This window comes from Botryobacter ruber (assembly GCF_003347595.2).
Lineage (GTDB): Bacteria > Bacteroidota > Bacteroidia > Cytophagales > Hymenobacteraceae > Pontibacter > Pontibacter ruber_A.
Genome location: NZ_QCZK02000020.1, coordinates 18,498 through 42,828 on the forward strand (window position 1 = coordinate 18,498; position 24,331 = coordinate 42,828).

Genomic DNA, 24,331 nt, shown 5'->3' on the forward strand with positions numbered 1-24,331 from the left:
TATACTTATTGGACAAAATAAAACTGGTTTGTACACGCTAATACCACATCATACATTCCGTCTTAAATGCTTGGACTGCTGCCACACAAGCCTGCACTGCTTATATGCCTTGCCTTTGGAAGATGATTCTCGCAAAGATGATTATACCAGCTTAGACGATCCCGCATTTACAACCTGCCGTTATAGTGAAGGAGAGCCAGTCGCTTTGGTGGCTAGTGCAGCGCATAAAAATCTGTCAAAATAGTAGGAGCTGCAGAAATGGTAGAGCATCAGCTTCAGTTAGACTTCTAAAGTCATAGAAAAAAGACCCTTCTACCAGCCTTAGTTGCTATACAACACTACGGTAGTGCGGGGTGCCACTGGTACTGTCCTTACATCCTGCACCTGCTCTTTTGTAACAAGATTTTCTGATGCTTTAAATCCTGCGGGAACTTCCAATTCATAAGTTTGGTCTGTCGACGCATTCATTCCAATCAGGTATTGTCCAAACTGCAACTTATAAAAAGAGGCTTTACCTGCATATACATTTTCCTGCCCGATTTTATAAGGAACATCAGCAGGCACTCTGGCAATTGGAAGCTGTTCGCCGGTATGAGCGGAATGCATATTTTCCGGATATGGCAGGCCGCCTCTGGCAAAACCAAAATTGGTATAATCCGGGCGGGCAAAGAAGTGGCTGCTCGGTTCAAAGATTTCTTCGTCGAATACAGTAGCTATCTGATCGTACATTGGCGTGATATAATGCACCCGCGACAAAAAATTAACAGCATGTCGTGCCCGCCAGTACAGAGAAGCATATAGTATTTCCTGTCCGTTTTTGATTGCCACCACGCCATTCTCTTCGTCAGAAAAAATAAAATTCGGCTGGTCCCATGCCATTGGTAGCTTTTCCTGGCTGGCTGGCTGCGCTCTGATAAGGTCGTATTCGTCCGGAAGTGGCAACAATCCTGCCGTCACCCGGAAATTGTTTTTATAACTATCAATGTGATGCTTTACAGGGCCAAAGAACTGGTTCTCAGAGAACATCTGCTGTGCATAGGCTACCAAACTTGGGTGTAAAGTAGCAGCCACAACCTGGAGAGGTGTGCCATCCCAGGAAGACCGTTGCACATACGTCACATCACCGGGATAATGGGTATCCCGCCACCCTACTATGGTTTCTATGCGCATGGCTTTATTGCCTGCAGCATCCACGGTTGCATACCGGAAGGGCGTTCGGGCCAATGCAATTTTGTTTAGTTGCTCTTTTACTTTGGTATCCCCCGGCTGCTCCGGGCTTGGTCGGGTAGCATCGTAAATCTCTGCCACCCAGTCGAGCACTTCGCCATAATTGCCGACATAGCCAAGCTCTTTGGTTAAGCCTTTTTCCGTAAGCTGCATATAATTCTCACCGGCCGATTTGCTTGGCACTCCTTTTTCATCCTCGCTGCCCAGCCATGGCTGTAATCCGATTGACTCATACAAATAGCGCTTCACTTCGTTCTCAGGCATGGCTTTAACCGGATTAATGGCCGCAAGTCCTTTATTTGCATAGTAAATACCGTACAGGTCGTTGATCATGGACTGGTTGGTGTACAGGCGACGGTGCTGGCGGTGCCAGTCCCGACAAACAAGCAATATTTCGGTGTATGCGGCTCGCCGGGTTAGCTTTCCTCCTGCTCCATCTGAAATCTGCTTATCAAGAGCAGGCTTTAAGGGCTCCAGCAGCAGATGAATTACCTGGCCTGTTATACCCAGACCAAACCAATCGGCATTGTACGTGGCAGGGTCAGCTTCTGCCAACCGTGGGTTCTGGCGATAGGCTGCAAAAATGGCATCGAGGCTACGCTGCACCTGTTGCACCACTCGCGGATTCTGGTACCCTTCCGACCACTTTACCCGGTATGCCTTTGCCAGAAACTGCATTTGCACCTGGCTTAGTGGCTTTTGGGAATCCAGAAGTTTCACGATTTCCTGGTTCACCCGCCTTTTTACTTCCTCCAATACTTCGGGGCCAAATTGCTGCTGCACTGGCGGATTATCAGGTCTTACACCTTGTTTTTCGGTAGCGGGCGGCACAAAAGTGCCCTGCGTATGCGTGTATAGTTTATATATGCCGCGGGTTGGTTCTGTTATGGGATATTGGTATTTATCGAACGTTTGTCCATAAGCCCAGATAGGCCCGTTGCTTTGTATCCTCAGGTTTACCTGTTGCTTTCCTTTGGTTAAGTTCAGGGGCAGCGGCAGGGTAGTATAAAAAAAGCGGCCATTCGCAAATGGTGCATCAGTACCGATATCCAACAAGTCGATATCACCAAGGTGACGGTATCCTACCTGCATTCCCTCGCAATACAGCAACAAACGGCTTTTGTTTACATCGGAACCCCACAAACGCACCGTTATATAATTCTGCTCCACGGGGTCTACCTTCATCGTGAAGGACAAATAGCCACCCTCCCACGCACCACTGTCACCGGGAAGCAACACCCGTGCCGGCTCCCCTAAACCTCCTGTAATGGTTCGGCTTAGAGTGGCAGATAATTTATGTGCGTCTTCACTAGCAACTTCACCAAATGTGAGAACATCTGAATTAGCAGCATTACCCGCTGTTGTATCCTGCTGCCTGGAAGGCAGTTTGGTGCAGGCTATTGCTGTTGTGAGAAGAAGCAAAATGAAACTGACTGCTCTAATTTTAGGTCTGTTGATGTTCATGAGAATGATGGGTATACAGGTTTATTTACATGCCTCTACCTGCTGCCATAAAAGAAGCCGTACAGGGACTGTGGTGACAGCTGCAGTTTAGGTTTTGCCATGTGCCATGACACTGGTGGCAGGTACAGCTAAAAATTTGCTTATCTGGTCGTGCTGACAGACTTCCACCCCGGGGCGACTACATGGTCAAACTGCACGGTAGTCGTAACTGTCGGAAGTCCGGACACAGCTGCCAGACCGGCCATCAGGTTCTTCTTCAGCGGCGTGTGTACAGTTCCTACGGCAGTCCAGTTTTCGCCGTCCGCCGACGAATAGCCGGTGATAGTCCTGCCTTTGCGCTCCAGCTTTAGCCAGTAGGGGCCCGTCAGGCGGAAATGTGTTACGGTTGGCTCAGGAAGATTCAGGCTGGCAGCATGAACCGTTGCTTCTGCGCCTGCTTTATCTCGGGTAATGAGTTGCACCTGCCAGCCGGGTTCTTCTTTCTGTGTTTTATGCACCGGCACCAACAGCAGGGAAACCTGGGCAGCCTGCGGATTCAGGTCGTCCCGCAGCATCAAGCCCAATTGTGTATACTGTGAGCTTACCTGTGGCACATACTGTGCTGTCAGTACGCCATCCCCTTTCAGTGGCACATACGCAAACTGTAACTCATCGCTGGTACCGCCAATCGCTTTGCCACCGGCACCTTCAACTGTAAACTTACTGCCATTGTATTCTGTCCATCCTGCTACCACTCCCTCGCCTATACTTTGGTGTTTCCAGGGCGAAGGCAAACCGGCACTGATTCCTGTTTCATAAGCATTAGGACTCTCGCCTTTGGCATTGGAGGCTGTTACGGTATAGTAGTAAACGGTTCCGGCTTTCACGGTTTTGTCGGTATAAGCAGGTGCCGCTACATTCTTGGCGATAACAGTAAAAGGCCCGCCGCTTCTGGTGGCTCTTTTTACAGTATAGCTGTTTGCGCCTATCGGAGCTACCCAGGTGAGGCTGATATGCTGCGGGGAGCCTTTGGCAACGATGGCTCCTGGTGCTGCCGGAACAACAGCAGATGCTTTTTTAACGGCATCTTCGGCTGGCCTGGTAAAGAACAGGGTACCGTAGCCAGGATGGTCGGCTCCCGGACGTCCGGGGCCTTCCGGTCGTAATTTCTCGGCAGCTTGCTGCGTATACGGAGCATCCATGCCCATGCGGTTTACATAATGGTTATACACGTGCTCATACACTGCCCGGAGATTTCCCCTTTCTTTCTGCGATATTTCCGGATGGATGTACTTTCCGGTACGGTCTAATGCAGGTGCATACGGTACTTCATTTCCAAGATTAAATTTCGCCATGTACTCAAAGCCTTTGAGCAGGCGGTTATCGGTGTAGCTATAGAGGTCGAGTCCCTGGTGCCAAGCTATTTCGGAGCACTCCGCCAGCATCGCCACTCCGAGCTGTGTATGGGGTTGATCACGGCCGCTCTCCTGTATCTGCCCTTCTTCGTTGATGATGTAATTGGTCAGCCGTCCGTTGCCGTGGCCGTTCACGTAGTAGCGCAGCGCCCGCTCGAATATCTCCCGGTCGTTACAGAACACCCCGATGGCCATCACGGTTTTGATAGCAGCGGCATCCCAGTTACCATTGGCAAAGGGAGCAAAGTCTTTAATAACAGGATATATAACTTCTTTGAAATGTTTTTCGGTTTGCCTGATGTCGGCATCGGACCAGCCAGAGTTGGTATAGCGGAGAATTTCAGCAGCGTTCACCATCTTAAATGGCCCCAGCCCCGCCATCAGCACCGCATCGCGCCCTGTAATGGACTTGAGGGTAGATGACCAGGCATTCACAATAGCGATAGCCTTTTCGGCATAGGACTTTTCGCCGGTAATATACCACATTAGGGCATTATGGTGGGCGGCATTGGCATCGGTGTCGTAGGCGCCCTGCCCTACGGTCGGGTTGCGCCCAACCATCTCCATTGGCCCCTGCATCTGATAAGTATATTGCGAGACAGGGTTCTGCCGGAAAACTTCAAAGCCACTGTAGATAGGCTCCTGCTTTTGGGCAACTGCTTTTTTCATCCGGTCAAGGTCTTCCTGGCTGTGCAGGATTCCGGGATGGGTAAAAGATTGAGATTGTGCCCGTAAGGATGCAACTGAAGTAACCCAAAAGAAGAAGAAAAGAAGAAGGTGCTTTAGAAGGTTCATTGTATTGTTATTTGTATTCATCGAAAAATAAAGGTAGTCTTACAATTGGCTTCATTGTAAAACTACCTTCACTGGCTAGCTAGCACCAGCATTGCCTGATACCGGCACGCAAACTATTTTCTTACTTTATAAAATTTAGCTCCAAACAGGAAGATGATAAAGTAGCAGATAATAGGAAGGTAGTAAGCTGCACCCACGTCTTTGTTCGCTACCAGACCCATAATTGGTGGAAACACTGCCCCACCAACTACCCCCATTACGATGAAGGAAGAAGCCTGCTGGGTGTGCTTTCCTAAATCTTTCAAACCTAAGCTGAAGATGGTCGGGAACATGATACTGAAGAAGAAGTTAAGCATGAGCAGCGCCACAAACGAAACCATCCCCCAGCTTTGCGCAATAATCACGCACATCAGAATATTAGCCAACGCATAGGATGCCAGCAGTTTGTTAGGGGCAATAAACCGCATCAGGAAAGTTCCCACAAAGCGGCCCACCATCATCGACACCATGAATATCAACCCGAAATAATAAGCAGCCGTTTCTGCCGACAAGCCCATTTTCTCTTCGCCATAGTTGATAAAGAACGCCCAGGTACCTGCTTGTGCCGCTACGTTAAAGAACTGCGCGACTACGGCCCAAACAAAGTGGCGGTGCTGGAACAACTTTTTAGGCGGATGCAGCACTTCCGCATCCATCGGCACCTCAAAAGTGTCGGTACTAATGGCATGGGCATCGTTTACAGGAGGCACTTTTACAAACGAGAATGCAATGGCCAGCAACGTAATAACAGAACCGATGATGGCATATAAAATTTTAACAGAGTCCAGTTCTCCTGCACTACCCGTGCGAAGCAGGAAATAACCACCAATTACGGGTCCTATTACGGCTCCTAAGCCATTAAAAGCCTGGGCAAAGTTCAGGCGCTGGTCGCTGGTACGCTGGTCGCCGAGGGAGGCGATGAACGGATGCGCCACCGCTTCTAAAGTTGCCAATCCGCAACCCAGGATAAACAAGGCTATTCTGAAAAAACCGAACGATTGTGCACCTGCTGCCGGCACAAACAGAAAGGCGCCGATGGCGTACAGGAACAGCCCCAACAATACCCCTTTCTTATAGCCAAACCGCTTCATGAAAAGTCCGGCCGGAATCCCCATCAGGAAATAGGCTCCGAAAATAGAGAACTGCACCAGCCCGGATTCAGATTTAGATACAGCTAATACGTTCTGAAAGTGCTTGTTCAGTACGTCGCCCATGGTAATAGCCAACCCCCAGAGCAGAAACAGCGAGGTTACAAATATAAACGTGGTTAAGTATTTTCGCTCCGTGAACTTGGCTTGCTGAGCTATTTGTCCACTTCTGGGAGCAGTGACTGGTTGTAACATAAAAGATGAAAATTTAGCTATACTACGATTCTTTATTATCTTAATTCCTGTAATTGCATTCTTCGTTGCGGTATGCTTTGCTGAACAATAAATATAAAGTCTTTATTTATCTGGCAAAAGCTTCAACCAAAATCAAATCAAAAGAAGGCGGCGTTTTGTTTACACCTGTTCCTATTCCTGTAGAGGCTTATTTGCCTGTATTTGGACAGTTATTCAACCTTTTTTTACTTTTCAGCGGGAACTTAAAATGAATCTCGTCTGATGATGGTGAAAGGCTCCCTCACCCATTCTTGCCTACAACCATATGCGTCTGGAAAACCGACACCTTCAACTAAGCTGTTAACACCAGTTGTGATAACTGAAATGCCCAAGTATCGCTTTATGGGTGTATCGCCGAGTGAAAGGACATCAAGCTCCTCTCCGATGGTATACCCCTGGCATCTGGCTGTTTTTATCAGGTCTGCCAAATCGGCTTCTGACAGTGTGATGTAGAGTGTGCCCGGAGCAGGTTGTTCTTCTGACAAGCCATCTACTATCACACACTTCTTATGAATATGTATGCTAAAGTAGAGGAAACCCTGCAAAATAGAAATAGGATAGTGCTCCTGTTGCGGTAACACCAATACTAGCTTCTTATACTTATGCAGCACATCTTTTACAGCCACAAGTGCTTTGAAAAAAAGTAACGAAATGGTTGAGGATATGGTCTGGTGTTTCGCATCCAGTGCTGGTAATGCATCCTCTGAAATTAAAAATCTTTGTGCGGGAATTTCCATCGTCTTCATCTGCCTTCTGTTTTAAAGTTATCCTGTATCAGCTTCACTAACTAAGCTGTACTTCGTTTGATGTCTATAAGCAAAATCATGTGGAAAGGGAGTAGTGGCATGTACAGCAAACTTTTAATTCCCTAATACCTCCACCCTAACGTTTATTGCTGCCTATTTACTATTATAGAGACACTAACCTGTCTTTATTGGACAGGCAGTTGTTTCTTTATCAGGCAAAGTTTAAATCTCACCAAACCGGGTAAAGCCCTTCAAGGAAAGCAACAGGAAGAGGCACTTCAAAGCTTTGTAATGTAAGGCATGCAGGAGCAGTGGGTTTGGTGACTGCAGCAGCAACATTTTTAATGGGGTTGTATCCTTAATTTTAGCAGCAGAACCAGGTTTGGCAAACTACATAAAAAAGAGGCTGCACCGCAAAAACGGCCAGCCTCTTTCATCAATTTATTCCTTTAGCAGAAGTTATTCCAGTAACAATGATTTTGTTATAACGGTGTTTCCTATTACTGTTTTCACGCTGTATACACCTTTGCTCACCAGCAGTAAGCGGAAGGCTTTTTCATACACTGGTGTTGATTTCACATCAGAGGTACTGGTTACCAGGTTGCCATAGCTGTCATATATATAAATAGATACCGTACCTGTTTCCTCCGTACTTACCCGTACCTGAAAATCACCTTTGCTCGGATTGGGATAGACTAATACTACATCGCCATCAGCGGCAGCACTAGCATAGGCTTTGCCGTTTGCAACAATGTCTCCTTCGCTTGCTGCTGACCTGTTACCGGCTGCATCGATTGCCTTCACAGTGAAAACATACATATTATTCCCGATTGGATATTCTGTGATATAGGAGGTTTCTGTTACCGTGGCAACCAGCGTACCATCCAGATACACTTCGTAGCCTGTCACGCCTACATTATCGGTAGCGGCTTGCCAGATAAGTTCTACCGAGCGACCTTTGCGTTTAGTGGATGTTAAACCAATGGGCACTGTTGGCGGCGTAGTATCTATCACATTCAAAGTTTGAGATACGGCTGTTGCGGCATGATACGCATTGTTACCCTCCTGCGCAGCTGTAATGGTGGTTGTTCCCACTCCCACCAGATGCACCTTTCCATTCACAATTGTAGCGACTGTTGCATCAGAGCTGGTGTAGCTAACAGCCAAGCCTGAAGAAGCAGTGGCTCCTGCATCAAAATCAGCTTCGCCCAGGCTTCTGTCGGTTAAGGCTGCAAAAGTAATGGTCTGCTCTCTTTTTACGACCGTAAGTGTTCTTGAAACAGCTTCGGCTGCATAAAAAGTAGTGTTGTTGCCTACCTGCGTGACTGTTATGGTGGTAGTGCCTGCTCCTACTAAGTTAATTTTTCCGTCTACAATGGTTGCCACACCGGTATTGGAGCTGCTATATGTTACAGCTAAACCTGAACTGGCTGTTGCCGATGCAAATGGTTCATCTCCTACTTTCATCTCTGCCAAAGCAGGGAAGGTGATGTACTGGTAGCGTGGTGCAATAAAGTTCTGTAATTCTTCCACCGTTTTTACCGTCTTCACCCAGTCTACCAGATAATTTGCTTCGCCTGAGGTAATATCAGCAACTTTAAACTGGAACAAGGTTAAAGCAGTAGGGTCCGTAAGTTTAGTGCCGCCGGCACCGAAACCGGTTTTAGACATATCATAGTAATAAATATTATCCCCTACTTTGCCGGTGTGCCTGTTGCTGCCATTTCCGAATGAACCCAGGTTCGTATCGAGTGTGATGTTCACAACAGCAGGATTCTTCAGTTTGATGGCGATAATGGGGTAGTTGCCTGGATAAAGCGTCGCGCCTGCATTTCGTTTGATATCGCCCCTGCCCTTGCCGCTAGCCTGGGCCAACGTTACCTTTAGCTGTCCGTTTTCCGCAACAGCTGTGGCGCCGCTTGTAGCAGGACTCCATCCATCAGTGCTGCTTGTGAAGTTGTCATTCAGCAAACCAGTATTCGGGTCGAAAGCCAGCAGGTCGTTTAGGCTTTTTACTGTTTTCACCCAATCCACGGTATAGTTGGTTTCGCCGGAGGTGATGTCGGCAACTTTAAACTGGAAGGTTTGCAGGGTAGTGGCTATGGTGGTAGGTAGATATTTGTCTCCTCCAAAAGGCTTGGTCAAATCGTAGTAGTAAATGTCGTCGCCAATCTTGCCGGTCCACTTGTTGGCGCCGCCGCCGTAAGCTCCCAGGTTGGTATCCAGGGTCATGTTAACTACCTGCGGCTTTTTCATTTTGATGGCCAGTATCGGATAGTTGCCCGGGTGCAGCGTCGTGCCATTTTTCTGCATATCGCCTCTGCCCTTGCCGCCAACCGGAGTCACTATGGCAACTTTTAACTGCCCGTTTTCCGAAACAGCAGTTGAACCAGCTGTGACAGCTTTCCAGCCATCGGTGCCGGTGGTAAAATTGTCATCGAGCAAACCTTCGTTAGGATTTTGCGGCTCTTCGCAGGTGGGGCATTCGTATTCAGCTTCCGGGTTCAGGTAAAAGAACAGCGAACCGTAACCTGGGTTATCAGCTCCGAAAGGTGCTCCTTCCGGTCCTATTTTGCCAAGTACCTCCAGCGTGAAAGGCATTTCCTTGCTTTTTCTGAAAACATAATGATTGTAAGCGATTTCAAATACAGCCCTGAACTGGCCTCTTCCCACTGACGAAATGGCTTCCGGGTTGTAGTCCGGGAAATTCTTTTCGCAATAGTCGTAACTGGTCTGGTAAGGAACGTCGTTTCCTAAGTTGTATTTGGCAGTATACTCATAGCCACGCATAATGGCATTGTTCGACGCCTCATACAGGTCGATGCCCTGTTTTAATCCTATCTCGGCCATTTCAGCCAGAGAGCCTAATGCCAGCATGGTATGCGGCTGGTCACGGTTGCTCTCCTGAAGCTGCCCTGCTTCTGACACCACGTAATGGTCGATGCTGCCGTTACCTTCGCCGTGGTAGAAATAGTTTATCACTTTGTTGTACATCGTTTTGTCGTTGCTGAAGATGGCAATGGCCATCATGGCTTTCATCGAAATGATATCCCAGTTGCCATGCGAGCAGGGCTTAAAGTTTTGCAGTACCGGATAAAAAACCGAACGAAGCATGCTTTCGGTCTGCTGACTTTTGTCCTGCGACCAGCCGGTGTAGGTATAGCGCATCAGTTCAGCCGCATTGGCCAGCATAAAACCATAAAGACCATTCAGTTCTGCGTCGCCGTCCACTATTCTTTTCATGGTGGTTGAGTAGGCATCTATTATTTCCAAAGACTTTAAAGCATGTGCCTCGTTTCCGGTAATGTTCCACATCAGGGCATTGTAATAGGCAGCCATAAAGTCACTTTCAACACCGGTCTTCACGGTTCCATTTTGGCGGGAAAGATTTTCGAAGGGACCTTTCATCGTGTAAGTGGCCGACGACTTATCCGACAGCAGCAACAGTTCGTAGCTTTTGTAGGCCCTGCCAAATTTATTGTCTACCATATTCTTCATTCTGGCCAGGTCTGTTGTATTATGGAGCAGGCCGGGGTGGCTGAATTGTCCTGTAAACTCATAAACCGGAGGAGCTACAACGCCTGCAGCGGCCCGCAAAGCCTCCACCGAAGAAAAAGTTTTAACCCAGTCTACCTCATAGGAAATATCATTTGCTGCCAATTCTTCCTGTGTTAAGACTACATCAGCGACCTTAAACTGAAACAGGGATAGCACTGTGGGCTGGTCCAGCGGCAAAGTGGTAGTGCCTAATTTGCCTTTAGACAAATCCCAGTAGTAAATGTTACCTGTGGGCGTCTGAATAACAGTCTGGTTGTTATTGGTGTTGTTGTATGCACCCAGGCTGGTATCGAAAAAGCAATTAGAACGGGGCGGTTTATTCATTTTAACGGCAACAATAGGATAATCGCCGGCATGGAAAGTGACGCCACCTTGCTTCATAAAGTCACCTCTGTATCTTCCGGAGGTATTCGGTCCGGCCATGGTAACTACATATTGGCCATTGACTACTGCGCCTGTAGCCCCTGCGGTATTCGGTTTCCAGTTGTAGCTGTTGCCCGTTGAGAAATCATCGTTCAGGAGCCCCTCCTGAGCAAAAGCATTGCCCTGGAACAGGAGCAACGACATAAAGCAAAATAAATACGTAAAGTTGAAGTGTTTCATAATTTTGAACAACCTTGTGTTTAAATTAAAATGATAGAATCTGAAATTATTTACTTTAGAAATGAATGGCTGCGTTCACCTGTTAACTAACATTAGTAATCAGCTGACATATTCATAGAGTCTGATAAATAAAGGATTAGACAACTCCTACAAAAAAATTTAGCAGAGAGCTAAAAATAAAAACCCGGTAAGCCAACAAAGACCTACCGGGTTCAAATTACTTCCTCAACTAAGGGTTCAGTATATGACTGCAGCTGCCACCATTGCCTCTCCTCCTGATACTAGGGAGAAGAACTAATTGCGGTGCTTACAGACTTCTTACTGTATCGCCCCGCCTGCTTTTGTAAGTTTTTTAACTGTATTGTTCTTGCCCTTGTTTTCCTGCACCGGGCCGCGTGTTGCGATGGTGCTGTTGCTGGCTTTCTCGCCGATAACTACCGGCATGGTGGTTTCGTTGCAAAAGGTTAGGTTCGCGGTTTCTCCCTCACCGTAGGGCGACATAGATTCGCCGTGTTCGGGATGGGTGTAGCCAATCAGGATGGGCAGCGGCTTTTTTCGGTTCTTTCCTTTCGCAGCTTTCAGGGTTACCGTGTTATTGCTGCCCTGTATGGTCGCCAGCGCATGCACGTTCATATCCGACTCAGAAGGTACTACCTCCATCTCCACATGCACGTTGCTACCTTCTACAAACAGAAGCGGGCCGTAATTTGCATCGCCTTTGCAATTGATAACCACGGCATCGTTGCCTACCCAATAGGCACGCTCGGTGCCGATGGTGGTGCAGTTCTCCAGTCGGATGCCGCCGTTGGTTCTAAGCTCAAAACCGCCGCGGGTGTTTTTGGCCGTGCAATTTTTAAAACTGATGTTCTTGTTGTTATTATAGGTCCGGAAACCATCTTCGCACAAAGATTTCATATAGCCAGGCGTCACAATGTATTCTCCTTCGCGGTTCTTGGTCCAGGTGCGGAATTGCACGTCAACAGCCGGACCGGAGGTTTCTTTCAGAATATCATCGGTAGACCGGGACTCTCCTTCCACGTAGCAATCTTCAAAATAAATTTCTCCCGCATTTTTCTGGATATAGAAACCATGGCCAAACGATCTCATGTAAAGCTTGCAACCATTAAGCCGCGTGTTACTCCCGGTAATAAGTACGCCACTGTGTTTCTGGTGCCTGATGACGTCTGGCCCTCCCTTTCCGAACAAGTCGCCGTAGCCGTAGGGAAAGGAGCCCCGAACTAAAAAATTAGTATTTCGCAGTGTGTTTCCAGTTCCGGCTATTTCCAGCAAAGCACCGCCAGGAGAAGTTCCGTTGCCGATACAGGTAATATGAAGGCCGCTGAGTGTGTTGCTGTTGCCCGAAATAACGAACTCGCTTGTATGGATTGGTGGCTTGAGTGCTGTGCGCAGTTCCGTATCCACTTCCAGCTCCACTCCTTCCAGGTTAAACGCATTGTTACTGCCACTAAAGGTGATGAACTGGAATTCCTTCCGTTCGCGTCGTGCAGCCATGGTCTCCAGGGGCAGGTAGTCGGTGAGCTTGTACTTTCCAGGTTTCATGGTAACGGTGTTGCCGCTTTTCGCTGCATAATCTGCCAGCTCTTTCACGCTGGCAATGGTTACCTTCTCGGCCTGCGCCAGGAGCGGGAACGTTACGGCAACTATAAAGGTAATGAGGTGCAGGAAGATTCTTCTGTTTTGTTCTGTCATTTGATTATTTGATAAAAGCCATCTGTATGGCTAACTTTAAAGGATTGCAATACCGGTTATAACTAAATGAAAGTGTGGGTACAATAACACCTATCATCATAGAGTTATTGTAACCACATTTTAGACAGCCTTTAAAGATAATTTTGCAAGACGGCTGCTGCTTGCGTACCTACACCTCTTGAGATGCTCAGGAATATTTTACGAGAAGCGCGTATTCAAAGCACTGATTAGCTTTTTACTTGAGTAAGTTTTCTGTATTCCTGTTTTCAGTATTTATAAAGGAAACCTCCTCCACATGCTCGCCTACAAATAATCCTGCCATATCAGAGGTTTTATACCAGGCGGGCTTTCCATTCATTTTATCATGGATGATTTCTCCGTTTATCTTCAGGTTTTCGAAAACGATTTTCTTTATTTTTCTTTCTTCGTTGTAACCTGCTATGATAGACAAGGTAGCATTGTTACCGGTATAGGAGATGTTTTTAAACAGTAAATTTTCAATTCCTTTTCCGGGTGCCGTACAGTATTTTGGATTGTAGAAAATTCTGATGTTGACGAGCTGGCCTTGCCGGAAATTCTCTATCCGAATATCCTCGAACCGGACGTTCCGAATCAGGTTATTATCTCCCCCATTGATAGCGAGGCAACCCTGGTAATCTATCTGCGCTTCTTTGTGGTCGAGGATATCAATGTTTACATAATTCAGATTCTCGATAACATCGGGATTAACTGAGTTGCCGTGAATACCGATAAAAATAGGATGCGCCACATCGGCCCAAAGGCTGGAGTTCTGCATTGTTATATTTTTGCTGCCGCCAACAAAGCCTTTGCGGGTGGCATACACGGTAGTGCAGTCGTCGGAGTTGCGGCAAAACACACCATCCATTAGCACGTTGTTACTTGCAAATACATTCAGGCCATCGCCCCAGCCATAGTAGCTGATGCTTTTAATATTACGAAGCGTTACATTGTCGGAGCCACCTGTGGCGCATTGCGTTAAAAATATTCCCTCTACCAGCACATTTTGGGAATTGGCAATGTGCACCCCCATCTTCACCGTGTGCTCTACCATACCCCGGCCAATTACCTTCACATCCCGCGCGTCGTGAATCAGCAGCTGTCCGCGTAATACGGCATCTCCGGAAATATAAACTGTTTTGCCGGATGGGACATTAAATTTCTGGTCCTTGAATTCATGTATGCCCGGACCAAAGAAGATAACATTGGGGTCGTTCTTTTTGGGAACGAACTCCAGCATGGGGTTGGCAAACAGATGCAGGTTATGGAAAATATCTCCGTTGACTTCAACGGAAAGGTTTCGGGGCTGGTCGAGCGTGAAAGTCAGGTTGTTCTTATCCACCTGATGCTGAATGCCGTAGGACAGCGGGCGAATCCTGGCCGTTTCTATGGCACCTTTGTTATAGGTAACCATCACTTCCACTTTACCCGAAAAATCAAACGAAGCCATGGAAGCATCTTTAACAGTGTGCTTGGCATTCACTACTTCATCCACCTTTACCAGGTACTCAGGAAGGTCCTGCCATTTCTGACCAGGTATCCGCACTTTCACAGTAAAATCATCATTCAACAAAGCACCTTTGGGAGCGGTGTAGGTTTGCAGTCTGGTTTGGGCCTGCACCGGGTTAGCTTTAACCAGAACCGTGCAGAAAACGAAAAGTAGTAATAGCCGCATTGAACGCATCTGATGATTTTGAATTGATTTTGCAATAGTTTTGAAATAGGTTCCGGAACCTTCTCTCCCGCCTTCCTTACAGCGTTTGCTTGGGCAACTTCTTATACTGTTTTGCAGCATTGCCCGACACCGGCTCCAGATGGATAGCTGCTCCGCCGCTTGCTTTTAATTTAAACCGCAGTACGTCTTTTGCATCTACAAGGTATTTCTGCACCCCCACTTTTGTTTTGGTGGTAGCCTTATCGTCATCCACATAAATATGCGCCACATACTTCTGCTTCGGGTCTGCAAAGTTCAGGGGCACGCTCACCTGCCGGGCCTCGTTGTTAGTAATAGCGCCTACAAACCAGTTGTCTCCGCTGCGGCGGGCGGTAACGATATGCTCGCCAATCGCTCCGCTCAACACGCGGGTGTCGTCCCAGACGGTTTTTACCTTTTCGAAGAATTCGATTTCTGGCTCGCCGCCGTAATGCGCGGGGGTATCGTACCAGTACATGTACTGCAGCGGGCTGTAGGTCACCACCGACAGGGCCAGCTGGTGCGCACGTGTGGTTTTGATGCGGTTGTTATAGTAGCAGATGGTGTAGTCGCCGGCACCAGCTATGTAGCGGGTGAAGGGCAGGATGGTATTATGGGTTGCGTCCGGCATTTCTTCATTTCCGCGGATACCTTCCTGCGTCATCAGGTTGGGGTAGGTACGGCTGAAACCAGTAGGGCGGTACTCGTCGTGAATGTTGACCATGAGCTTGTGTTCTGCTGCTTTCTTTACAGCCTCATGCATCCAGTTCGACCAGCGGTTGGAACCAATCTGCACAAACCCAAACTTAATGCCTTTCAGCCCCCACTTCTGGTATAGCGGAAAAAGCTCATCCATTTGCTGCACGAGGGCACGCTGATTGACATAAACGATGACACCAATGTTTTTTTCAGCTGCATACTTTGTGAGCTGCTCCATATCAATATCCCTGCTTTCAATTACTTTGGTGGCATCGGAAGCTACTTTCATTTCGGGACCGTACCAGCCGGCATCCAGGTGCACGTACTGCAGGTTGCGGGCATGCGCAAAATCCACACTTGCCTGCGCCTCCTTCATGCTTAATCCGGAGCGGAACACTTTGCCCGGCTTTATCCAGGAGGTGTCTTTTAGCTTATTCTCCGGGTTCAGGTTTAAAATGAGGTAGTTATTCTGTATTAAATCGCCTGGTCTTTCAGCTGCCATAACTACACGCCACGGCGTGGAATAAGGCGTGATGGCATCCACGTTATCATACATGGAAGCCTGGAGTGTGTTGGGTTTGGTGTCGCTCAGGCGAAACTTAGTTCTGGCGTAGTCCACCATTTCGGCTTCGGTTAACGATACCGTGAGCCCGTTTTGCAACGTCATGGTTAAAGGTCGCTCGCTTTCGTCTGTCCAGCCTTTGAGCGGCAGCAGGTTGTATGGCCCCTGTGCCCAGCGTTCGTGGTAGGCCATGGTGCCTTCGGGCATCGTAAACTGGGTCTGCTCGCCGGTGATGTGCATAAAGAGCCCATTGTTATTTTCGGGGAAATGGTAGCGGTACGCCACGCCTTCGTTGTAGGCCCGCACCACTACATGCAGCTGATAGCTTCTGCGGCGGTCGTAGGAAGTACCACCGTGGCCTTCAGCGGTGGCATCTCCGGCACCAAACTTTTCAAACTCCACTACCATTTCGTTGTAGTGGTCGCGGACGGTGCTGCGCTCCCCATAAACAGGCTTCCAGGAGGTGTCGTTGGAGGAGCGGCTTACGTTTTTCAGGTCCAGGTTTTCGCCCCATAGTTGGCTGGGGTCGTTCTCGATGGCCAGTGCCGACTCGAATAGCTGATTTTCGACCAGCACACCCAGCTCCGACTCCAGAATAACGGGTTTGCCTTTATAGCTGACCTCGTAATACATTTGCTTTTTACCGGCCGGTGAGGCTTTCTGGTAAAAAGTAAACGTGTAGTTCTTATCCGGGGAGGTAAGGCTATGGCGGGTGTTATCAATTACCTGTTGTGCCGAGACTGTTCCCCAAAACAGGAATCCACATGCAAACAGCATTATTCTGTTCCATAAAGCTCTGCTGGTTTTTCTGTTACTCATAATCATCTATGTACTACTATTTTATTTAATTGTGCGCTGGCTACCAAATATGGTCTAAGCGAAAAATTCTGGACTTCTTTTCACTATAGAGCGTTTGTTCGTTTGATTTAGACAATATACTGCTCCTTATTCAGCTTTGACTACAAAAAAATCAGCCGATGCGCTGTAGCTGCACCGGCTGACCACGTTAAAATAAAATCCTCTTTAAACTACTTCTTTGAAAGCGGGCTCTTAAAGTCCCAGTACACCACGTACCGCTCGCGGTGCAGGTTATAGTAAGGTACCAGCATCACTTCTTTTCCTGTTTGAGTTGAATTGGTTTTAAAAGTTAAAGCCTGTCCTTTTACCGGCTTCAGCCAGTTATTTATTTTATCGCCGCTTGCCAGGAGCGTGTGCTCTAAGCTTTCCGGGATGTTGTAGTCGTAACCATAGTACTGGTAGGGGTCTGCAGGATTATGGTCTGGAGCTGTTCCCACCATTCCTTCTGTTCCCATTTTCGCAGCTAAAATTACTGGTCCATACGCAATTGCTGCTTTGGAAGGGTTGTCATTAGCTGCCACTAAGCGCAGCGACATCGGGTAGGTTACCTCCACTCTGTCGCCATTCTTCCAATTGCGGCTCAAGGTGATGTAGCTGCCTGGTTTTTCGCTGATACTTACTTTTTTACCGTTTACTTTTACAGTCGCGCCAGAGGTCGCCCAAGATGGGTAACGCAGGTAGAGCGGCATGTTAATGGCATCTTTTGTCCGGATAGTTAAGCGGGTTGTTTCTTCTTCAGGGTAATTTGTTTCCTGAAGAATCTTCACGCCTTTCTCCTGCCAGTTCAGCTCGGAAGGGATGAACAGGTTCACGTACACCCCTTTGTTATCGTGGTAGTAAATGCCTTCGCCGTACTTGGAGTGGCTCTCGAAACCGGAACCTACGCAGCACCAGAAGGATTGGTCGGGGGTGCTGTATAACCTGTAGGAGCCCGGCTTCATGGGTGTAAAATAAGTCACCATGCCGGTTGAGGGGTCCTGCTGTCCCAGGATGTGGTTGTAGAGGGCCTGCTCGTAATAGTCGGCATATTTTACATCGGGCGTCCAGGTGAACAGGTGGCGGGTCACCTTCAGCATGTTGTAGGTGTTGCAGGTTTCGCTTGTATTACCGGTCAGGTGCTCCGATATTTTGCCCGGCTCAAAGAAATGTTCTTTGTCGCTGTTTCCGCCATGGGCATAGGTATGGTTGCGGATAACGGTATCCCAGAAGAAGGTGGCTATAGTTTTTTGCTTCGGGTCGGCGGTGAGCTCGTAGCCGCGGGCTTCGCCTGTAATTTTTGGGATGACCGTATTGGCATGCAGTGGGTTCAGTTCATCCTTTTGGTTGGCCAGTGGGTCGAGTACTGCGTTGTGGTAGAACATTTCCGCCAGCTTTTTATGCTCCGGGTTACCGGTAATGGAGTACAGGTTATACCAGGCATCATTCATACCACCGAACTCGTTGCGGAGCATCAGGGCCAGCTGCTCTTTGGAAAGTGGCGAAAGCTTTTTGTAAGCCCAGGAGGCCATTTTGTTTTCAACATCCAAGGCTTGTTTGTTACCTATGTGCACGTATACATCCGTGAAGCCTGCAAACAGCTTGTGCAGCGTGTACCAGGGCGCCCATACCCTTTTGCCTGCAATGTTCCGGTCGATGTAGTTTTGCGGATAAGCACTCAGGTAGCCGTCCTGATTCAGCACCTCCTGCACTTCGGCCAGACCGGCCACCAGGCTGTCTGCTTTGAGTTTAAACGCTTCGTTGCCGGTAGAAGCATATTGCAGCGCCAGGCCAGACATGATATGCCCGATGCTGTGGCCACGCAATTCCATGTCCAGGGCTTCCCAACCGCCTAGCGGCTTTGGCATTTTGGTAGGACTGTTCTTCTTATCTGTAAACATCCCTGCATTCACCCGGAAGCTGTGCAGCAGGCGCTCGTTCGGCAAGGACAGCAACCATTTGCCTTCCCGCTCCATATTATCCTTAAACAGGCTGTTATGCACCCGCACATCTTTCAATTCGAAACTGTAAGCCTTTATAGGTGCCTTTACCGGAACTACCACTTTATCCTGATGCTGCCCCGGGTAGAGCGATTGGGCCACCGAATTGTCAGGCTGTAAAACCAGAAGAGATAAAACAAGGCATTTAACAGGAAGCGCTACTTTGAACAAGAATTGTTGCATGATAAAAATTTTAATGAATTTTATAGTGAAGTTGATGAACAGCTTCGAAATCGCTTCATATCTTGAAAAGAATCTGTTTTGCACCAGCCTCCACACCCTCAGCCGCCCTATACCGGGCACCGGTGAAGAGTGTTCACATTAATAGAGTTGTCCTAATATCAATTTAGACAAACAGGCTGGAATAAAAGTTGTTTAGTCCCATTTTTTCTACTTCCTGCCAACAAACAAAGCCTTCACTTCCTGGAGAAGCAAAGGCTTTGTTGAATTAAACTATCAGAGTTGTTACAGCGCTGCTACTTTCTCGCCTGCGTTAAGCCTTTTCAGGCGCAGCAGCGCTTCGATGTAGTAATAGTCCGCGTAAATAATAGGCACGTCCAGTTCCGTTTTGTTTGGCCAGTGACCGGTAGAGTGCAGCAGGAGAGCATTGTTCTGTCCTCTACTCTGGTACTTGTCTGACGAAAGGGACGCTATCATCTTTTCGGCTGCATTTCTATACTTGTCTTTTAACTGCTGATTATCACCCATAGTGGAAAGCTCGAGCAGTGCAGAGGCTGTGATGGCTGCTGCAGAAGCATCTTTTGGCTCGTTGGGAATATTGGGTGCATCAAAATCCCAATAGGGCACCATGTCCTCCGGTAGCCTTTCAAGGTAACGGTCTGCCAGTTTTTGCGCTGTTTCCAGAAAGTCTTCTCTTCCTGTTTCGCGGAAGCAAAGCGTGAAGCCATAAATGCCCCAGGTCTGCCCCCTGGCCCACATAGTGTTGTCGGCGTAGCCCTGGTGGGTGACACCTTTTATAAATTCGCCTGTTTTATCGTCGTACACCGCCACGTGGTACATGGAGTTGTCGGGGCGGATGTGGTTTTTCATGGTTACTTCTGCGTGGCGCACAGCCATGTCGTAATAGTCTTTACGCCCGTTTTTGGCGGCCCAGAACAACAGCTCCAGATTCATCATGTTGTCTGCAATGGTATTGTGGGGCCAGTTCATTTTTTGCACCATGCCCGGCCACGAAAGTATAGTACCAACTGTCGGGTTGTACAGCGTTACCAGCGAATCGGCCGCTTCGAGCAGCACCTCTTTGTAAGCAGGATTCTTGGTTAGTCTGTAGCCGTTGCCATAGCTGCAATAAAACATGAAGCCCAGGTCGTGGTCCCATTTATTCTGCACCAGTATCGGCTTTAGCGCTTCGGTAAAACCTTCGGCTTTTCCTTTAATCGTGTTGTCGTTGCTGTACTCGTAGGTATACCAGAGTATACCAGGCCAGAAACCGCTGGTCCAGTCGTTGATGGTGACGTAGTTCCACTGCTGCTGACCCGGTGTGATGTTACGTGGCACACTGTCGTATGATGGAATTACTGCCAATGCTTTTTTTACCTGTGCTTCGCAATACTCCAGGTTTTGGGTTACGATTGCCGGGTTGATGTTTTCGCTGGAGGTGGTGCCGGTGCTATTGTTACCCGAGCACGCACTAAAAAGCATACAGGCTGCTGCAAGCAGTACAGCGCCATTTCGTTTGCTGAACAATTTCATGTTTGTATAATTGTAAAAATAAATTTGCTTAATCTATAAAGATAGAGGCAAGTGAATTTAGATTTAGACAAAAGCACGGATTTTTATTGTGCAGGCGTAAGCCAGATGGCCTGTCCACCGGAAGGTTGAAACTTTACGTTCAGCTTTTTTGTAGAGGTTACATTTTGCTGTTCTACTCTTACCTTTGTACGGGTGTTAACGGTAGGGTCGTCGGAGTAGATTTTAGCTATGTATTTTTTGCCCTTTGGCAGAAAGTCCAGGGGAATGGTGAGAGTGCGAGCGTCGTTGTTGGTGAGGGTACCTACAAACCAGTCGTTGCCGCTGCGGCGGGCCATGGTAATGTACTGCCCGATTTCGCCCTGTATTACTTTTGTTTCGTCCCAGACGGTAGGCATTTTCTCAAAGAACTCAATCTCCGGCTCTCCCTGGTAATCAGAAGGTTTGTCGTACCAAAACACTGATTGCAGCGGACTGTACGAAATAACGTTCAGGGCCAGTTGGTGCGCGTGTGTGGTTTTCAGGCGTTTGTCGTAGTAACAGATGGTGTAGTCGCCTGCTCCGGCGATGTAGCGGGTGAAGGGCAGTATGGTGTTGTGTGTGGCATCCGGAAACTCCTCGTTGCCACGTATTCCTTCCATGGTCATTAGGTTCGGATAAGTGCGCTCGAAGCCAGTAGGGCGGTATTCATCGTGCACGTTCACCATGAGTTGGTGCTCGGCTGCTTTTTTGATGGCATCGTGCATCCAGGTAGTCCAGCGGTGGGCGCCTGTTTGTACAAATCCGAACTTCACGCCGGCTACACCCCATTGCTTGTACAACGGAAATATCTCGTCGGCTTGTTTTAGGAGGGCCTGTTGGTTTACATATAAAATCACACCCACGTTTTTCTCTTTGCCATAGGCAATCCATTTCTTCACATCCAGCGGCACAACCACCTTACGGGCATCAGAGGCAAAACTGAAAGCAGGCCCGTACCATTTCCAGTCGAACATAATGTATTGGAGGTTATGAGCAGCGGCAAAGTCGATACAGGCTTTTGCATTCTCGTCTGTCAGAGTTATTTCCCTGATTAACTTTCCGGGCTTAATCCAACTGGTGTTCACTATTTTATTGGGTTCATTTAGATTCAGGATGAGGTGGTTGTTTTCCAGCAGCTTACCTGGTTTTTCTGCTACCATAATTACGCGCCAGGGCGTACTGAAAGGCGAAATCATGTCAACACTTTCGTACAGGGAGGTCATGACGGTATTTAGTTTGTCGGGACGCAGCTTAAATTTGGTCATCACATAATCCACCATCTGCGCCTCGGCCAGCGACACGTACAGCCCATTTGGCAAGGTCAATGTAAGCGGACGTTCGCTCAAGTCTGGCCAGTTTTGAAGTGGAAGGAGCTGGTACGGGCCCTGCGCCCAGGTGGTCACATAGCCCTTGGTACCCTCGGGCATTGTAAACTCATTATCTTCTGAAGCAATGCGGTAGTAGATGCCCTGCGGGTGCTCCGGGAAAAAGTACTGGAAAGCAACGCCTTCGTTATAAGCGCGCAGCACCATGTGCATCCGGTAGTTTGGCGCATCGTCTTTAGCAAGTTTGACTGTTGCTTCGTTGTAATGGTCGCGAATCTGGCTCTTCTCGCCGTATACCGGTTTCCAGGTCTGGTCTTCGCTCGATTTGGTAATTTCCTTCACATCCAGGTTCTCTGTCCAGCGTTCACGCCTGTCGGCCTTCACAGCCATGGCCGATTCCATAATGCGGTTGTCAATCTGGATATCAAGTACTGATTCAAGTACAACGGGTTTGCCTTTAAATGCAACGGTATAATACATCCGCTTTTTATTGGCATCGTCCCTTTTCTGATAGAAGTTCATGACCAGATTTCCATCCGGCGACTGTACCTGCGTCTGGGTTTCTGGGATGATAGTTTCCTTGGCAAAGGATAAATGTGCGGCCAGGGCAAGCACTAATGAAAGTAAGAGTGATTTCTGGAAAGAGTAGTTCATCAGGATTTAATTGGTGCATTCATTCGAATAAACCGGATAAAAAAAGAAGGTCAAACCAACTGCTCTGATTTAACCTTCTTTTTGATTAAGAAATTATTGCCAACCAGGGTTGTTTGGCGCTAAATTAGGATTTAGTTCTATCTGCTGTGTCGGGATAGGCAACAGGTAGTTCTTGTTCGGATCAAATTGCCTTCCTGCTTCAATCACGAGTATTCCATCCGCATTTACTGGATATGGGGGAATAAAAGGAGGCCCTGGATTCGCTGATGTATTTTTGTTCCATTTAGGTTCCCAGGTAGTACCTGCCCATTTGATACCTAATGTAGGTTTAGGCAATTCTACCTCGGCTAATTTCCAGCGCATCAGATCATCTCTCCTGTAACCTTCATAGTATAATTCCACGTTTCGCTCTCTTCTGATTTCGGTGCGCATGTCCAGTCCATTCGCACTTACAAGTGCATTGCTTAGCTTCGGCATCGTTTTATTGGCTCTGTTTCTAACCAGGTTCAACGATTTGTCCAGGTCTGCATCACTTATCATTCCGTCACGCTCAAACTTTGCTTCAGCATAAGTAAGCAGCACTTCCGCATATCGAATGACTGGAAAATCATATGATTCCTCATTATCGTTTAGCCGTCTTTCTGTCCCCCATTTCTGGTTTGCATAGCCTGTACCAACAGAAGCGTTATGCCTTCCTGTGGAGTGAGCCCGCTCTGCCGCACTTCCCGTCCAGTCTATTCGGCTGCTTGGAGCTTCGTTATCCCAGTAATAACGACCGTCAATCATGAGAGAATACTGCATCCTGTTGTCGCGGTTGATATACTCAGAAACGGGTGTTCCAAAATCCTGAAAAACAGAAGACTTTTCGATAGGTAAGCCGTCCTGCGCCAGGTACATGGTAGCAATAGAACGCGTTGGCCAGTTTACTGCAGCGTTTTTAAATACGGTTTGCGTTATATTGAGTCTTATCTGCCTTAAGTTCTGATCATACCTGTTAGCCAAAATATATTCGTTATTGGCCGCTTTATTAACTCCCGCCGGATTAGATCTTTCATTCTCCAGGATGAACAGATACTTGTAGGCAGAATCACCTAAGGCAACAGAGGCACCGGCAGTTCCGAATAAGCGATACTGGTTGCTTGTAATTACAGCATCACTATTCGTGATGGCCTTATCCAGCAAATTATTGTAGCGACTGGCATTACCGTTTCTAAATTTCTGCCAGGTGCCTTCATATAAGGCCACCCGTGCTAAAAACGATTGTGCTGCACCTTTGCTTATTCTGCCTTTATCGGCTGCCGGTATGGCATTTTCTAACCGTAAAGTAGGTATAGATTCTTCAAGGTCTTTTATGATAAAGTCCACAACTTCATCTCTTGAGTTACGCGGTGCCTGCAACTCCGGAGAGGTAGTAGTAAGGGGCCTCGCTACAATGGGTACAGCTCCGTATAATTGCAACAAGTCAAAATAAATATATGCCCTGAAAAACTTTGCCTCTGCCACGTATTGCGCAATTTCGGCAGGGTTGGGATAAGTTTGTGCTCTCTCCAGCAGATAATTGATAGCCCGGAGTCGGGAATAGGAGCTGTTCCAGTTACCATCCGAAAGCGGTATTGTATTAGTACCACTGCTGAATGGGTTTAAGCTGCTCCCTGTTAAAAAGTCGGACCGTAAGTCAGAGTGCGGGCCATCAGAGATAACACCCTGAAATGTTCTTAAATAGGTATAGTATTCATTTGCCGCCAGCTTGAATTGATCTGCTGTATTCCAATAGTCGACATCTGAAATTTCATTTATGGGTTTCACATCCGTTATCTCGTTGCAGCCGGATTGAAACAAGACCAGGAATCCTGCAACAAAGGATAGGTATTTAAGATTTATCTTTTTCATCTGTTTT

At 47.7% G+C, this 24,331-nt stretch carries 12 protein-coding genes; all 12 read right to left on the bottom strand.

From position 1 onward, the window contains the following. Positions 1-321: 321 nt before the first annotated feature. Entirely contained in the window at positions 322-2,412 is a 2,091-nt protein-coding gene (locus DCW36_RS04355) for a hypothetical protein (RefSeq protein ID WP_128396941.1), read from the bottom strand. Positions 2,413-2,831: 419 nt separating this feature from the next. Next, positions 2,832-4,754: an alginate lyase family protein gene (locus DCW36_RS04360; RefSeq protein WP_205702871.1), complete on the bottom strand. Its 1,923-nt coding sequence runs from the start codon at positions 4,752-4,754 to the stop codon at positions 2,832-2,834. A gap of 239 nt (positions 4,755-4,993) precedes the next feature. Next, positions 4,994-6,262: a sugar MFS transporter gene (locus tag DCW36_RS04365; protein ID WP_114782961.1), complete on the bottom strand. Its 1,269-nt coding sequence runs from the start codon at positions 6,260-6,262 to the stop codon at positions 4,994-4,996. A 242-nt stretch (positions 6,263-6,504) separates the two neighbouring features. Further along, complete coding sequence (locus DCW36_RS04370; protein WP_114782962.1) at positions 6,505-7,047, bottom strand: hypothetical protein; 543 nt, start codon at positions 7,045-7,047, stop codon at positions 6,505-6,507. 459 nt (positions 7,048-7,506) lie between these two features. Continuing rightward, positions 7,507-11,208: a DUF4979 domain-containing protein gene (locus DCW36_RS04375; RefSeq protein WP_125185444.1), complete on the bottom strand. Its 3,702-nt coding sequence runs from the start codon at positions 11,206-11,208 to the stop codon at positions 7,507-7,509. A gap of 318 nt (positions 11,209-11,526) precedes the next feature. Continuing rightward, complete coding sequence (locus DCW36_RS04380; RefSeq protein WP_114782964.1) at positions 11,527-12,918, bottom strand: hypothetical protein; 1,392 nt, start codon at positions 12,916-12,918, stop codon at positions 11,527-11,529. A gap of 235 nt (positions 12,919-13,153) precedes the next feature. After that, complete coding sequence (locus DCW36_RS04385; RefSeq protein WP_205702872.1) at positions 13,154-14,611, bottom strand: glycosyl hydrolase family 28 protein; 1,458 nt, start codon at positions 14,609-14,611, stop codon at positions 13,154-13,156. 76 nt (positions 14,612-14,687) lie between these two features. Then, positions 14,688-16,709, bottom strand: coding sequence for a glycoside hydrolase family 97 protein (locus tag DCW36_RS04390; protein WP_240676046.1), 2,022 nt, complete (start codon positions 16,707-16,709; stop codon positions 14,688-14,690). A 209-nt stretch (positions 16,710-16,918) separates the two neighbouring features. Further along, complete coding sequence (locus tag DCW36_RS04395; RefSeq protein ID WP_114783000.1) at positions 16,919-18,907, bottom strand: glycoside hydrolase family 127 protein; 1,989 nt, start codon at positions 18,905-18,907, stop codon at positions 16,919-16,921. A 282-nt stretch (positions 18,908-19,189) separates the two neighbouring features. Continuing rightward, positions 19,190-20,437 (bottom strand): glycoside hydrolase family 88 protein, encoded by a 1,248-nt coding sequence (locus tag DCW36_RS04400; RefSeq protein ID WP_114782967.1) that lies wholly within the window; start codon positions 20,435-20,437, stop codon positions 19,190-19,192. Positions 20,438-20,520: 83 nt separating this feature from the next. Further along, complete coding sequence (locus DCW36_RS04405) at positions 20,521-22,434, bottom strand: glycoside hydrolase family 97 protein (protein ID WP_114782968.1); 1,914 nt, start codon at positions 22,432-22,434, stop codon at positions 20,521-20,523. Positions 22,435-22,527: 93 nt separating this feature from the next. Then, on the bottom strand, positions 22,528-24,324 hold the full coding sequence (locus DCW36_RS04410) for a RagB/SusD family nutrient uptake outer membrane protein (RefSeq protein WP_114782969.1): 1,797 nt from the start codon (positions 24,322-24,324) through the stop codon (positions 22,528-22,530). Positions 24,325-24,331 lie beyond the last annotated feature (7 nt).